This is a genomic window from Candidatus Competibacter phosphatis (assembly GCF_012939995.1).
GTDB lineage: Bacteria > Pseudomonadota > Gammaproteobacteria > Competibacterales > Competibacteraceae > Competibacter > Competibacter phosphatis.
The window spans coordinates 13,154-27,286 of record NZ_SPMZ01000002.1; the positions used below are offsets into that span (position 1 = coordinate 13,154).

The 14,133-nt window shown below is 61.1% G+C and carries 12 protein-coding genes; 8 read left to right on the forward strand and 4 right to left on the reverse strand.

Features of this window, described 5'->3' with window-relative positions:
• Positions 1-3: 3 nt before the first annotated feature.
• Genes livM through E4P82_RS00295 form a run of 3 tightly spaced genes read left to right on the forward strand, consistent with a single transcriptional unit; the run spans position 4 to position 2,919 of the window.
• Complete coding sequence (gene livM / locus E4P82_RS00285) at positions 4-1,314, forward strand: high-affinity branched-chain amino acid ABC transporter permease LivM (RefSeq protein ID WP_169247031.1); 1,311 nt, start codon at positions 4-6, stop codon at positions 1,312-1,314.
• Positions 1,311-2,204, forward strand: a complete 894-nt coding sequence (locus tag E4P82_RS00290) for an ABC transporter ATP-binding protein (RefSeq protein ID WP_169247032.1) — start codon at positions 1,311-1,313, stop codon at positions 2,202-2,204. Before livM ends, E4P82_RS00290 begins: the two co-directional genes overlap by 4 nt.
• Entirely contained in the window at positions 2,194-2,919 is a 726-nt protein-coding gene (locus E4P82_RS00295) for an ABC transporter ATP-binding protein (RefSeq protein ID WP_169247033.1), read from the forward strand. Before E4P82_RS00290 ends, E4P82_RS00295 begins: the two co-directional genes overlap by 11 nt.
• Positions 2,920-2,932: 13 nt before the next feature.
• Here E4P82_RS00295 and E4P82_RS00300 read toward each other — a convergent pair whose 3' ends face one another.
• Positions 2,933-3,871, reverse strand: a complete 939-nt coding sequence (locus tag E4P82_RS00300) for a hypothetical protein (protein WP_169247034.1) — start codon at positions 3,869-3,871, stop codon at positions 2,933-2,935.
• Between the two features lie 82 nt (positions 3,872-3,953).
• Positions 3,954-4,850, reverse strand: a complete 897-nt coding sequence (locus E4P82_RS00305) for a recombination-associated protein RdgC (protein WP_169247035.1) — start codon at positions 4,848-4,850, stop codon at positions 3,954-3,956.
• A gap of 174 nt (positions 4,851-5,024) precedes the next feature.
• On the opposite strand from E4P82_RS00305, the gene E4P82_RS00310 reads away from it, so the two are divergent.
• The 3 genes from E4P82_RS00310 (at position 5,025) to hflD (ending at position 7,251) form a co-directional block, all read left to right on the forward strand.
• Positions 5,025-5,369, forward strand: coding sequence for a phasin family protein (locus tag E4P82_RS00310; protein ID WP_169247036.1), 345 nt, complete (start codon positions 5,025-5,027; stop codon positions 5,367-5,369).
• 145 nt (positions 5,370-5,514) lie between these two features.
• The gene (gene mnmA, locus E4P82_RS00315) at positions 5,515-6,603 is read left to right on the forward strand and encodes a tRNA 2-thiouridine(34) synthase MnmA (protein ID WP_169247037.1); all 1,089 of its coding nucleotides are present in this window, start codon (positions 5,515-5,517) and stop codon (positions 6,601-6,603) included.
• Positions 6,604-6,633: 30 nt separating this feature from the next.
• Positions 6,634-7,251 (forward strand): high frequency lysogenization protein HflD, encoded by a 618-nt coding sequence (hflD, locus tag E4P82_RS00320; RefSeq protein ID WP_169247038.1) that lies wholly within the window; start codon positions 6,634-6,636, stop codon positions 7,249-7,251.
• A 10-nt stretch (positions 7,252-7,261) separates the two neighbouring features.
• Here hflD and relA read toward each other — a convergent pair whose 3' ends face one another.
• Both relA and E4P82_RS00330 read right to left on the reverse strand, forming a co-directional pair.
• Entirely contained in the window at positions 7,262-9,406 is a 2,145-nt protein-coding gene (relA, locus tag E4P82_RS00325) for a GTP diphosphokinase (RefSeq protein ID WP_169247039.1), read from the reverse strand.
• Between the two features lie 182 nt (positions 9,407-9,588).
• Positions 9,589-9,984 (reverse strand): c-type cytochrome domain-containing protein, encoded by a 396-nt coding sequence (locus E4P82_RS00330; protein WP_169247040.1) that lies wholly within the window; start codon positions 9,982-9,984, stop codon positions 9,589-9,591.
• 242 nt (positions 9,985-10,226) lie between these two features.
• On the opposite strand from E4P82_RS00330, the gene E4P82_RS00335 reads away from it, so the two are divergent.
• Complete coding sequence (locus E4P82_RS00335) at positions 10,227-11,498, forward strand: NAD(P)/FAD-dependent oxidoreductase (protein WP_169247041.1); 1,272 nt, start codon at positions 10,227-10,229, stop codon at positions 11,496-11,498.
• A gap of 267 nt (positions 11,499-11,765) precedes the next feature.
• Positions 11,766-14,102, forward strand: coding sequence for a 1,4-alpha-glucan branching protein GlgB (gene glgB, locus E4P82_RS00340; RefSeq protein WP_169247042.1), 2,337 nt, complete (start codon positions 11,766-11,768; stop codon positions 14,100-14,102).
• Positions 14,103-14,133 lie beyond the last annotated feature (31 nt).

The window sequence follows — 14,133 nt, forward strand, 5'->3', positions numbered from 1 at the left end:
ACCATGCCGCCCGTTGCCGCTGCCTCTTCCACGACCAGGGTTCACTGGAGTCTCGTTTTCCGCCAAGCTGTTCTGGAGGCGACCGCAGCTTTCGCCTTGGCGCTCTTGCTGTTTGGTCCCATCGTCGGCCTGGTGCTGGATGGCTATCAGGTCAGGAATGAATTGCAACGCCCGCTGTTGATCGCCGCGATCATCGCCGCAGGCCGGTTTCTGGTGACCTTGGCGATGCACGCCCCGACCGGACAAGCGGCGCTCGAACGGTTCAATGCCCGCCGTCGCCAACCGGGGGTGCTGGTGGTCAACGCCTCGGAAAGCGACCGACAGCGTTGGTGGCTACTGGCCATCGTTGCCGTCAGCCTGACCCTGCCATTCCTGGCCAGCAAGTATTGGCTGACGGTATTGATCCAGGCCATGATCTACGTGCTGCTCGGCCTGGGTTTGAACATCGTGGTCGGACTGGCCGGTCTGCTCGATCTCGGCTATGTCGCCTTCTACGCCGTCGGCGCGTACGGCCTGGCCCTGGGCGCGCAGTATCTCGACCTGGGCTTCTGGAGCGCGCTGCCGCTGGCGGCGATGCTGGCGGCGCTGTTCGGCGGCGTACTCGGTTTCCCGGTGCTGCGGATGCACGGCGACTATCTGGCCATCGTCACCTTGGGCTTTGGCGAAATCATCCGCCTGGTGCTGAACAACTGGCTGGAATTCACCGGCGGTCCCAACGGTGTCTCCGCTCCGGCTCCCCAACTGTTCGGCCTGGAATTCACCCGCACCGCCAAAGACGGTGGAGTGCCCTTTCACGAATATTTCCAGATCAGCTACGACCCACTGCACCGTTTCATCTTCATCTACCTGGCACTGTTCCTGATTGTCTGCCTGATGGTGGTGGTGGTCACCCGCCTGCGCAATATGCCGGTGGGCCGTGCCTGGGAAGCGTTGCGCGAGGACGAGATCGCCTGCCGCGCCCTGGGCATCAACCATGTTCTGGTCAAACTATCGGCTTTCATGATGGGAGCGATGGTGGGCGGCATCGCCGGGGTGTTCTTCGCCACCTATCAGGGCTTCATCAACCCCACATCGTTCAACTTCTTCGAATCGGCGCTGATCGTTGCCATCGTGGTGCTTGGCGGGCTGGGTTCGACGACCGGGGTAATCGTGGCGGCGTTGGTGCTGACCATTCTGCCCGAGTTGCTGCGCGCCTTCGCCGACTACCGGGTGTTTGCCTTCGGGGTGCTGATGGTGCTGATGATGATCTGGCGACCGCGCGGCCTGATTCGCCCCCGGCGGCGTGCCTTCGAGGTCAAGGGGTTGTGTCGATGATCGGCGACCCGATTCACCCGCCGCTTCTGGAAGTGGCCGGATTGACCATGCGTTTCGGTGGCATCCTGGCACTCAACGATGTCGGTTTCGAAGTCAGGCACGGTTCGATCTCGGCCCTGATCGGACCCAATGGCGCTGGCAAGACCACCGTATTCAATTGCCTGACCGGTTTCTACAAAGCGACGGAAGGCCGGATCGCGCTGCATACTCCGCGCGCCGCCATCGACCTGATTCAGATCCTCGGTCAGCCATTTCAGGCCAGTGATCTGGTCAATCCGGCGACCTTTGCCAACCGGCTGTATTACAAGATGTTCGGTGGCACCCATCGGGTGACCCGGGCGGGAGTGGCGCGTACCTTCCAGAACGTGCGGCTGTTCAAGGAAATGACCGCGATCGAAAACCTGTTGGTCGCCCAGCACCTGCAACTCAACCGTAACCTGGTGGCGGGCCTGCTGCAAACCGCAGCCTATCGCCAATCCGAACGCGATGCCCTGGAACGCGCTTATGCCTGGCTCAAGGTGTTCGGGCTGGCCGAGGACGCCAACCGTCTGGCTGGAGAGCTACCCTATGGTCACCAGCGGCGTCTGGAAATCGCCCGCGCCATGTGCACCGGTCCCCGCTTGCTGTGCCTGGATGAGCCCGCAGCCGGATTGAATCCCCGCGAGACCGAACAATTGAGCGAGTTGATTCGCCAGTTGCGCGACGAGCATGGGGTCACGATCCTGCTGATCGAGCACGATATGGGCTTGGTGATGAGGTTGTCGGAGCATATCGTGGTCCTGGACTATGGCGAGGTCATCGCCGATGGCGATCCGCACACCGTGGCACACCATCCGGCCGTGTTGGCGGCCTATCTTGGAACCGATGCGGTAAACGACGATGAGTCCTAGCGAGCCCTTGTTGCAAATTCACGAACTGGATGCCCGCTACGGCCCGATCCAGGCCTTGCGCCAAGTCTCTCTGCACATCGATGCCGGCGAAATCGTGACTCTGATCGGCGCCAATGGGGCAGGCAAATCGACCTTGCTGATGAGCCTGTTCGGCGATCCACAGCCGGCCGGGGGCTGGATTCGCTATCAGGGCCACGACATCACCGGCCTGCCGACTCACGAGATCGCCAAGCGCGGCATCGCGCAAGCCCCGGAAGGACGGCGGATCTTTGCGGCAATGAGCGTGGAGGAAAATCTGTTGATGGGGGCGATACCGGTCGGGATGGATCACATGGATGCCGACCTGATCAAGGTGTTCGAGCTGTTCCCCCGTCTCAAGGAACGGCGCAATCAACGGGCCGGCACGCTCTCCGGCGGCGAGCAGCAGATGTTGGCGATTGGTCGGGCATTGATGAGCCGGCCCCGCCTGCTGCTGCTGGATGAACCGAGTCTAGGACTCGCGCCGCTGATGGTGCAACGTATCTTCGCCACGATCCGGGAAATTCGTGACAGCGGTGCCACCATTTTTCTGGTGGAGCAGAACGCCCACCACGCGCTGAAGCTCGCCCAGCGCGGCCATGTGCTGGTCAACGGCGAAATCCGCCTGTCGGGAACTGGCGAGGAATTGCTGGCCGACCCTGAGGTGCGGCGGGCGTATTTGGGCGGACGGGGCTGAAAAACGCCTGTACCTACAACGACCCCTTCGCCTCCCAGGATGGCGTGATAATCTGTTCGGAACGCTTGCGACAGACCATTTCGAGTTCCTTGAGAATGGTCTCCATGCCGATCAGCCGATCTAGAATGGTACGGACCTCGCGCAGGGTGAAGATCACATCGACATCCATCTCCAGGTATTTTTGCCGCTCGCTACGCTCCGCCTGCTCGATGGCCGCCTGAATGCTTTCTCCCTTATTCACCTCGGTACCCAGCAGACGGATAAACACCCGAAGTTTCTCGCGTTGCTGGGCCATCCACTCGTTGTACTGATACAGCAACTCGTAGCCGTCCTCGACCGAGTAGGCTTTGTAGCGGAATTTAAGCTTGAGATCATCGAAAGTGCTGGTGCGAAAAACCCGTCCTGCTTTCCAGTCATCGATGGTTTGCTTGAATTCGATCGGCAGAAAATCCACCCCGGCTTCAATGCGATTCTTGATGAACTCCAGTTCCTGCGCCTCCTTCTCGACCTTCTCGGCGGTGGTACGCACCTGCTGACGGATCGCTTCCGTCCGAGTGTAGGTTTTTTGCGATGCCTTGCCCGGTTTGGCGGCAACGGTGGCGGCCATCCGGTTGCCTTCGCGTTCCGCATCCAACCATTCGGTGATGGCGTCCTCGACGGCGCGCATCCGCGCCTCGACTTCCTCGGATTCCCGCCGCTCCACTGTGGTGCGCTTAATCTGGACACGCTCGGCCTCGGCCTGTTCGGCTGCCGCCCACTCGGCGATGGCCTGTTCCACGGCCGCCTTCTCCGCCGCCGCTTTCTCCGCCGCCGCTTTCTTCAGCGCCTCCAGCCGCTTTTCCATCCGCTGCTTATGCTGTTGGATAAAATGCAGCATCAGCCAGCCGGCCAATACAATGCTCGCCAGCGCCCCCAGCAATCCGATCACGCCCGTTAGTTGCCAACCGCTCATATGCCGCCTTTTCGGGCCATCGAAGTGATTGGCCCGTCGTATTATCCAAATCTAGTGCCTGTTCCGGCTCAATGCCAAATATCTACGCCTCACCTCCGAACACATCCAGTAACCGTGGCGCCAACAACGCCAGCTCGCCGGTCATCAGCGCGAACTCGGCATCGAATATCGCCTCCGGGGAATCCGCGATATCCCGCAACGACTCCCGGACCACATCGAGAAATTGGAGCCGGCGAATGGCCAACGCTTCATCGAGCACAAAGGCGATCCGCTCGTTCCAGCACAGGCCCAACCGGGTCACTTCCTTCCCCGCGGCCAGATGGGCGCGGATTTCGGTACCCGCCAAATCCTGGCCGCGACAACGCACGACTCCGCCGGTTTCTCCCGCCTCCCGCAGCTCGCAGATATCGCCCAAGGTAAATTCCGCGGGGGCCTGGCCCTCGGCCAGCCACGCCGTCATGACCGCCGCCACCGACTGCCGCACCCGTGGTGGAGCGATCGGCAAGGTGTCCAGCGTCTTGCGCAGCATTCCGGTCAACTCTTCCACCCCGCGCGGACTGGCACTGCCCACCACCAGCCAGCCTGCCGCTGGATCGAGATAAGCATAGCCATGCCGGCTCCGGCACAGGGCGCGAGGCAGCAGTTCGCCCACGATCCGTTCGCGCAGCTCCTGCTTTTCGCGTCGCCGCACCGGCCCCCCTCGATCTTCCATCTCGGCGATGCGCTCATCCACCATCTGGTTCAGCACGGCCGCCGGCAGGACTTTCTCCTCGGTCCGCAGGCACAGCAGCAGCCGGCCCGCCGCGGCATGCACCAGATCGCGTCCCTTACGGCCCAGCGGCGGCGCCCAACCAGTACTGCTCGGTTGATGGCTGGGACAGGGCTGGAAGGCGCGCTGCTCCAGTCGCGCCGCCAGCGTCTCGGCCGAGAGCGGCAATGGCTCAACCAAGCGAAATAACGTCATATTCTTGAACCACATGGGAATTATCCGTCGCCGCAAAGGTCAGCATTATCCGTCAATGCCGATTGGACGCCAAGCCGGCTAGACACGGCGCCTTGCTGCGCTACAAAAATCCGCGCTTATATTGCACTGCAACAAAAGCTCCTTTATGCTATTTTCCATCAACCGACCACTTGTGGAGAAACCACCGCCATGACCAACGATGCCCTAGCCAAAATGTCCGAGCAGTATCAGAACTTCCTGGCTCCGGTGATCAAGGCCAACAAGCTGTCTGCCACCAACCTGGAAGCCTTGGTCAATTTTCAGATGAATGCCCTGCAATCCTATGTCGATATGGCGATGACCCGGATGAAAAGCGCCGCCGACATCAGTGACCCCGCCAGTTTGCAGGCGTTCCTGACCTCGCAGTCCGAGTCGATCTCCAGCCTGCATCAGAAGTTCATGGACGACGCCAAGGCACTGGCCGATCTGACCACGCGCTTCAAGGCCGAATTCGACAAGCTGGTGCAGGACAGCTTGGCCGGTATCGGCAAATAAGCCGCATCCTTCCCCACAAGGCCGAACCCCCGGTTCGGCCTTTTTCTTTGGCCGGCGGTAAGCAGGCGCTGTCCCGGCGGGATCCGTTTGGTATCCTATATTTTTCCATTCGCATCCTTCATCCCAGTTTCCCGATGATCTCCCAATGGTAAAAAGCCGGATCGTGGTGGGCCTGTCCGGCGGCGTGGATTCCTCGGTGGCCGCCCTGTTGCTGGTCGAACAGGGCCACGATGTGCATGGCGTGTTCATGAAAAATTGGGAGGATTCCCACGAAGCCGGTTACTGTTCCGCCGCCGAGGATCTGGAGGACGCGCGCTCGGTTTGCGACACGCTGGGCATTCCCTTGCATCAGGTCAGCTTCACCGCCGAATATCGGGAACGGGTGTTCCGCTATTTTCTGGACGAATACCGTCGCGGCCGAACCCCCAACCCGGACATTCTGTGCAATACCGAAATCAAATTCAGGGCTTTCCTCGACCACGCCCGCCGACTGGGTGCCAAGCGGATCGCCACCGGCCACTATGTCCGGCGCGAGGCGCGCGACGATCAGCAGCACCTGCTCAAGGGCAGCGACCCGAATAAGGATCAGAGTTATTTTCTGTACGGACTCGACCAATCCCAATTGGCCAGCGCGCTGTTTCCCGTCGGTGACCTCCACAAGCAGGAGGTGCGGGATAGGGCCGCCCGTGCCGGTCTGGTCACCCATGCCAAAAAGGACAGCACCGGCATCTGCTTTATCGGCGAACGCCCGTTCCGGGAGTTTCTGAACCGTTTTCTGCCAGCCCAACCGGGGCCGATCCGAACCCCGGAGGGAGAACTGCTGGGCGAACATGCCGGTTTGATGTTTCACACCATCGGCCAGCGACAGGGACTCGGTATCGGTGGCCGGCGCGATGGTGACGGCGCACCTTGGTACGTCGCCAACAAGGAGCCGGAAAACAACACCCTGATCGTGGTGCAGGGTCACGACCACCCCGCCCTGTTCCACCGGCGCTTACGCGCCTCGCAACTGCACTGGATTGCCGGACAAGCGCCCACCATCCCGTTGCACTGCCAGGCCAAGATTCGCTATCGCCAGCACGATCAGGCTTGCGTGCTGGACGCGCTGGACCCACGGGGCGCCACGGTCCGGTTTTTGGAACCACAGCGCGCCATCACCCCCGGACAGTCCATCGTCTTCTATCTCGCCGACAATTGCCTGGGCGGCGGAACGATCGATGCCGCCTGGGATTGAATCCAACTCCGCAACCCCGATTTCCCGCTCATGCCCCAAACCGACCGTGATCGCGCCATCGCTCTCGCCGGCGTGCTGCAAGCCGCCGAACTGGTGCGCGGCATCGCCCGCCGCGGCCAAGCCAACCCGGCGGATGTCGAAACCTGCCTGAACAGCCTGATCAAGATCGATGCCGCCAGCAGCGACGACGTGTACGACGGCATTCTCCGGCTGCGCACCGGACTGCAACTACTGGAGCAGCAGCTCGGCAACCCGCGAGACATGGAACTGACCCGCTACGTGGTGACGCTGCTGAGCCTGGAACGCAAGCTCTCCCAACGCGCCGATCTGTTGCGGGCCATCCGTACCGGCATCGAGAACATCATCCCGAATCTGGCACACTTTCCGATCGAACACAGCAACTCCATCGCTCGTTTCGCCGAGATCTATCTGCACAGTCTGAGCACGTTGTCGCCGCGCATCATGGTCAGCGGCGCACCGGTTCACCTGAACAACCCGGAGAACAGCAATCGGATTCGGGCGCTGCTGTTGGCCGGCATCCGCTCGGCGGCCTTGTGGCGGCAAAGCGGCGGCGGCCGGCTGACGCTGCTGCTGCGGCGCAATCCCTTGCTGCGGGAAACCCGACGGCTGTTGGCCAGCCTAGCCTAAACCGTCGACTTCAACTCTTGCGATACGCCTCCACCACGTTGTGCAACTGCCCGATCTGGTCCAGCACCCGGCTGAGTTGCACCACATCGGTGATTTCCAGCGTCAATCCCATCCGGGCGATCGAGGTCTCCCGATCGGTCAGCGTGTTCGCGCCCAGCACATTGACCTGTTCGTTGGCCAGAATCGAGGTGATATCGCGCAGCAGGCCGGAGCGGTCGTGGGCAACCACCATGACGTCCACTGGATAGGTGGCCGGCGTTTCGCCCCAGCCGACCTCGATGACACGTTCGTGGTGCTGACTGGCCAGGCTTAGCCAGTTGGCGCAATCCTGGCGGTGGATGGTTACGCCGCGCCCTTGGGTGATATAACCGGCGATCGGTTCGAACGGTGCCGGTTGGCAGCACTGCGCCATTTGCGTCAGCAACCGGCCCACCCCGCGGATTCGCACGTCGTCCTTGCCGGATTCGACACTTCTGGGCTTGCGCGCGATGGGCGGATGATCCGCGGCCGTGGGCGGCACCGGCAGCAAATCCTGAATTTTGGCCACCACCTGCGCGGTGGTCAGCGCGCCGTGACCCACGGCGGCAAACAACTCTTCCGGTTTGGCAAAGTTGAATTTTTCCGCCGCTTTCTCCAGCTTGAGCTGCCGAATTCCCAGCCGCTGGAACTCCCGCTCCAGCAGCGCGCGGCCGGCGACGATGCTTTTATCCTGATCCTGCTGGATAAACCATTGGCGGATTTTGGCCCGCGCCCGATTGGTCTTGACATAACCCAGATGCGGGCTGAGCCAGTCGCGGCTGGGACCGCCGGTCTTGGCGGTCAGCACGTCCACTTGCTCGCCATTCTTGAGTTCGTAAGTGAGCGGCACGATGCGGCCGTTGACCTTGGCGCCCCGACAGCGATGACCGACTTCGGTATGGATGTGGTAGGCGAAATCCAGCGGTGTCGCTCCCTGCGCCAGTTCGACGATGGCACCCTTGGGCGTGATGGCGTACACCCGATCCTGGAACGCCTCGGCCTTGAAATGCTCCAGTAGATCGCTGTCGCCGCTTTCTTCCTCCCGATATTCCAGAATCTGCCGTAACCAGGCGATTTGCTGTTCGGCCGTTTCGCCAGGACTCTCGCCGCCCTCCTTGTAGCGCCAGTGGGCGGCGACGCCCAATTCGGCGTTCTGATGCATGGCGAAGGTTCGAATCTGCACTTCCAGGGCCCGACCCTCCGGTCCCACCACCGCCGTGTGCAGCGATTGATAGCCGTTGGGCTTGGGATGGGCGATATAGTCGTCGAACTCCTGATGGATATGGTTCCAGCAGGCATGCACCACGCCGAGCGCGGCATAGCAGTCGTTCACCGTATCGACCATGACTCGCACCGCGCGCACATCGAAAATCTGCTCGAAGGACAGCTTCTTGAGCTGCATCTTTCGCCAGATGCCGTAGATGTGCTTGACTCGGCCGCTGACCTCGGCGCGGATGCCGACCTGGCGCAGACGGCCGCGCAACTCCTCCACAACCCGGTGGATATAGCTTTCCCGGTCGGCGCGGCGCTGGTCGAGGGCGGTGGCGATTTGCTTGTAAGCTGGCGGCTCCAGGTAGCGCAACGCCAGGTCTTCCATCTCCCACTTGATGCGGCCGATGCCCAGTCGGTTGGCCAGTGGGGTAAAGATATCCAAGGTTTCCTGGGCAATGCGACACTGTTCGGCGGCGGGATGCTGCCCAAACTGGCGCAGTTCGTGCAGACGCATTGCCAGCTTGATCAACACGACCCGCACGTCCTGCGCCATCGCCAACAACATCTTGCGCAGGCTTTCCAGTTGATGGCCGACATGCTGGCCACTCTGGTGCAATTCGCCGATGGCATCGAGTTTGGCGATGCCGTCGACCAAACGCGCGACAGCCGGTCCGAATTCCTCCTCGACCAAGGCCGACTCGACCTGCCCGGCCGCAACCGGTTCGTGCAGCAGCGCGGCAACGACCACTTCGTAATCCACGCGCAGGTCGGCCAACAGGTCGGCCACCGCTAGTTCCGGTTCGCCGCCGAGCGCGTAGGCATGCCGGACGACCTCGATCTGAGCCGGCGACCAGCGAACTTGCAGGGTGCTCAACCAGGTATCGAAATCCGCGCCGGCCAGCGCGGTCTGCCGGGAACTTACCATGATGCCTCCCCAAAACGATCCAACGGAACAGGCCCGCTCCAACGCCGGATGGGTGAGGAACGGAGAATGGGGGTCGGGCGGACGAACCGGGTTATTTCAGCGGGTGCAATCGGCCCACATGTCGACCTTCCCCTGGCATCGGGGGAAAAACCGACATGTGGGCGGGAAACGACATGAGTCGCTTAGTTGTTCTTGGCGCCCTGATCGACCCACTGACGGATGATGGCCAGTTGCTCCGCCGGCAGTTTGACCTTGCCGTGCGGCATCTGAATGGAAGGATCCACACCGGGGCGGCCTTCGATCAACCGGTTGAAACTGCTGTTGAGACTCTGTCCGGGAATAATGATGGGACCCATCTTGGTGCCCTTCATCAATTCCTCATAGGTGCTCAGCGCCAAACCGCTCTTGGTGTAGCCCTCGCCATCGGGCGCGGTATGGCACTCCGCACAGTTCGCTTTCAGAATCGGATACACGTTCTTCTGGAAGCTCACCGGCTTGTTCGGTTGTTCGCCGGAACAACCCGCCAGCATGCCCAACCCCAAAACCAGTGCGAATGCAAGCAGTTTACGAGAGTTCATGGATCGTCCTTTTGGATATGTTTTAGACCTGCTCGGGTTATCGGATACGTCTGGATGGTACCGCCATAATCTTACCAGACTGCGGCGGCGCGAGGATGCCGACGCGCCACGAATCGTCGCGCGCGGCATCCGGCCAAGCCCGCGGAAATGCTCTATGCTTCAATTTGAAGATGTTATTCACCTCAACCAGCTTCACAAACGACCATCTCAAGCACCCCGCAGAGGGTTCAGGAGCAACTGTCATGGCTCATATCGTTGTGATGGGCGCGGGTATCGGCGGCATCCCCTTCGCCTACGAAGCCCGGGAAAAACTGGGCAAGACCCACGATATCACGGTGATCAACGCGAGCGAGGAGTTCCAATTCCTCCCTTCCAACCCGTGGTTGCTGGTCGGCTGGCGCCAGCGCGGCGATATCGCCTTCCCGATCGGCCCCTACCTCGCAAAGAAGGGTATTCGTTTCATCGGTCGGCCGGTCACCCATATCGACGCCGCCCACAACCGCCTCACGATACAAGACGGGCAAACCGTCGATTACGATTATCTGGTCATCACCACCGGTCCCAAACTGGCCTTCGACGAAATACCGGGCACCGGTCCTCACAACGGCCACACCCATTCGGTCTGCGCGGTGGATCATGCCCAAACCGCCTACGAAGCCTATGAAGCCTTCTGCGAGGACCCTGGCCCGATCGTGGTGGGTGCGATGCCCATGGCCAGTTGTTTCGGACCGGTCTACGAAAGCGCATTCATTCTCGACGCCGACCTGCGCAAGCGCAAGCTGCGCAAGCACGTACCCATGACCATGATCACCAGCGAGCCGTACATCGGCCATTTGGGCCTGGGCGGCGTCGGCGACTCCAAGGGCATGCTGGAATCGGATTTGCGCAACCGACACATCAAATGGATCACCAACGCCAAGACCACCCGGATCGAGGCCGACCGCGCCCTTGTCGAGGAATACAATGAACGCGGCGAAGTGATCAAGGAACATGAAGTGCCCTTCAAGTTCGCCATGACCCTACCGGCGTTTCGCGGCGTGGACCCGGTCGCCGCCGTGGATGGCCTATGTAATCCGCGCGGCTTCGTACTAATCGATGCCAACCAGCGCAGCCCCAAGTACCGCAACATCTTCTCGGCCGGGGTGTGCGTGGCGATCCCGCCGGTCGAGGCCACGCCGGTGCCCACCGGGATGCCCAAGACCGGTTACATGATCGAATCAATGGTGTCCGCCATCGTTCAGAACATTCAGGCCGACCTGGCGGGTCAGCCAACCGTCGCCAAGGGTACCTGGAACGCCATCTGTCTGGCGGATATGGGCGATACCGGCGCGGCTTTCGTGGCGCTGCCGCAGATCCCGCCGCGCAACGTCAACTGGTTCAAAAAAGGCAAGTGGGTTCACTACGCCAAAATCGCCTTCGAAAAATACTTCATCCACAAGATCAAGACTGGCACGTCGGAGCCAGTGTACGAGAAATACGTGTTGCGGACGCTGGGTATCGAACGACTGGAATAAAACGAGCATCGCGACATGGAACGCCGCGACGTGGGCTGCTCGACGCGCGGGGTATCCACCGGTACCCTTACGGAAAGTCATTATTTAGCGGATTCGGGGTTATACTAAACCCATTAGCGCACATGGCGTTGGACGCCCGACTCCAAACGCTTGCCGTTTCCCGATTCCGCGCAACGCGCGATTTTCGTTCACGCGTTGTTGTCCGGTTTTGCGGCTGGAGTCCAGCCACCGCCGGGCATGGCCCAAAAACCGTCAACACTAATAAGGATGCACCACGTGACGAGCCCGAAACTCCAACCCGAACTGCAACGCATTATCGAAGCCCGCCATCACGATCCGTTCGCCGTGCTGGGCCGCCACCCGCAAGACAAGAAAGTCGTGGTGCGCGCCCATTTGCCCTACGCCCAGGAAGTGCACATCGCCGAAGGCAACCTGCCGCTGGAGCGGATTCCCAACACCGATCTGTTCGAGTGGCAGGGCAAGGTCGATCAAGTTCCGGAGCGCTACCGGTTGATCTGGCGCGATGGTGACCACCACGAGCATATCTCCCACGATCCCTACTGCTTTCCGCCCCAGTTGCCCGATTTCGACCTCTACCTGTTCGGCGAGGGCAAGCACTGGCATTCCTACCGCTTCCTGGGCGCGCACCGGCACGAGGCGGACGGTGTGGCCGGCGTACTGTTCGCGGTGTGGGCACCCAGCGCCGAACGGGTCAGCGTGGTCGGCAATTTCAACCGCTGGGACGGTCGAATCCACCCCATGCGGGTACGCGGCGGCAGCGGCGTATGGGAGCTGTTCATCCCCAACGTAAGCCCGGGCGATCTGTACAAGTTCGAGATCCGCAACCGCAATAGCGGCGCGATCATGCTGAAATCCGATCCCTACGGCCAACAGTTCGAGCTGCGTCCCAGCACCGCCACCATCGTCACCAAGCCCACCACCTATGCTTGGCGCGATGCCGACTGGCTGGAACGGCGCAAGAAATCCGACTGGCTGCATCAACCGATGTCCATCTACGAGGTCCATATCGGCTCGTGGCGGCGCGGGCCGGAAGGCGAGTTCCTGAATTATCGGGAACTGGCGCACCAGTTGGTGGAATACGTCAAGGAAACCGGTTTCAGTCACATCGAGCTGCTGCCGATCACCGAGCATCCCTACGATGCCTCCTGGGGTTATCAAACCACCGGCTACTACGCCCCGACCAGCCGCTTCGGCACCCCGGACGATTTCCGCTATTTCATGGATTACTGCCACCAACACGATGTCGGCGTGATCCTCGATTGGGTGCCGGCGCACTTCCCCAAGGACGCTTCCGGTTTGGCCCGCTTCGATGGCGAGGCGCTGTACGAGCACACCGATCCCCGCAAGGGCGAACATCTCGACTGGGGTACCCTGATCTTCAACTTCGGTCGCTACGAGGTGAAGAACTTCCTACTGTCCAGCGCCCTGTACTGGATCGAGGAGTTCCATCTCGACGGTCTGCGGGTGGATGCGGTCGCCTCGATGCTGTATCTCGATTATTCACGCAAGGAAGGCGAGTGGATTCCCAACAAATACGGCGGGCGCGAGAACTTGGAAGCCATCGATTTCATGCGCGAGCTGAATACGGTGGTTCACAGCGAACACCCCGGCGCGATGGTCATCGCCGAGGAATCCACCTCCTGGCCGCAGGTCACCCGACCGACCTACCTAGGCGGGCTAGGCTTCAGCATGAAATGGAACATGGGTTGGATGAACGATACCCTGCGCTACATGGCGCAAAATCCGATCCATCGCAAATATCACCATGACCTGCTGACCTTCAGCATGCTGTACTGCTTCACCGAGAATTTCATGCTACCGTTCTCGCACGACGAAGTGGTGCATGGCAAGGGCTCGATGCTGAACAAGATGCCGGGCGACGAATGGCAGCGCTTCGCCAACCTGCGGCTGCTCTATCTCTACATGTTCACCCACCCCGGTAAGAAACTGCTGTTCATGGGTACCGAGTTCGGCCAGGGCAACGAGTGGAACAGCGCCAACCCCATCGACTGGTGGGTGTTGGAGTACGATTTCCACCGGGGTTTAAAGCAGTTGGTCACCGACTTGAATCGGCTTTATCACAGCGATCCGGTGCTGCATCACTACGAGTTCGAATGGCAAGGTTTCGAATGGATCGACTGTCACGACGCCGAGCAATCCATCCTGAGTTATCAGCGCAAAAAGGATGACGATTTCTTGGTGGTCGTGGTCAATTTTACCCCGGTCCCGCGCCAAAGCTACCGCATCGGCGTACCGCGAGCGGGCCGTTACACGGAAATTTTCAACTCCGACTCCCACTATTACGCCGGAAGCGGCGTCGGTAACGGTGGGATCGACCTGATCGCCGAGGAACGGCCGTGGATGGAGCACCCGTACTCGATCACCATCACCGTGCCGCCGCTGGGTGGCTTGGTGCTGCGTCCGGAACCACCGCCGGAACCGGTGCTGACCACAACCGCCCTGGGTGAGCTGCTGGCCGATACAACGATCGGGGAAGAACCGCTGGCGGAACCGGCCGCGAAACCGCTGGCATCCGCCACCCCGGACGCAGTCGAGGAAGAGGAGTTGGCGCAACCTGAATGAACCGCTGCTAGCGCGTTAGGGCGCGGCGACG

Bases quoted from the DNA above. Each gene is read 5' to 3' on its own strand.
- glgB (WP_169247042.1), top strand. From the start codon at position 11,766: ATGCACCACGTGACGAGCCCGAAACTCCAACCCGAACTGCAACGCATT.
- E4P82_RS00310 (WP_169247036.1), top strand. From the start codon at position 5,025: ATGACCAACGATGCCCTAGCCAAAATGTCCGAGCAGTATCAGAACTTC.
- E4P82_RS00300 (WP_169247034.1), bottom strand. From the start codon at position 3,871: ATGAGCGGTTGGCAACTAACGGGCGTGATCGGATTGCTGGGGGCGCTG.
- hflD (WP_169247038.1), top strand. From the start codon at position 6,634: ATGCCCCAAACCGACCGTGATCGCGCCATCGCTCTCGCCGGCGTGCTG.
- E4P82_RS00305 (WP_169247035.1), bottom strand. From the start codon at position 4,850: ATGTGGTTCAAGAATATGACGTTATTTCGCTTGGTTGAGCCATTGCCG.
- E4P82_RS00295 (WP_169247033.1), top strand. From the start codon at position 2,194: ATGAGTCCTAGCGAGCCCTTGTTGCAAATTCACGAACTGGATGCCCGC.
- mnmA (WP_169247037.1), top strand. From the start codon at position 5,515: ATGGTAAAAAGCCGGATCGTGGTGGGCCTGTCCGGCGGCGTGGATTCC.
- E4P82_RS00335 (WP_169247041.1), top strand. From the start codon at position 10,227: ATGGCTCATATCGTTGTGATGGGCGCGGGTATCGGCGGCATCCCCTTC.
- livM (WP_169247031.1), top strand. From the start codon at position 4: ATGCCGCCCGTTGCCGCTGCCTCTTCCACGACCAGGGTTCACTGGAGT.
- E4P82_RS00330 (WP_169247040.1), bottom strand. From the start codon at position 9,984: ATGAACTCTCGTAAACTGCTTGCATTCGCACTGGTTTTGGGGTTGGGC.
- E4P82_RS00290 (WP_169247032.1), top strand. From the start codon at position 1,311: ATGATCGGCGACCCGATTCACCCGCCGCTTCTGGAAGTGGCCGGATTG.
- relA (WP_169247039.1), bottom strand. From the start codon at position 9,406: ATGGTAAGTTCCCGGCAGACCGCGCTGGCCGGCGCGGATTTCGATACC.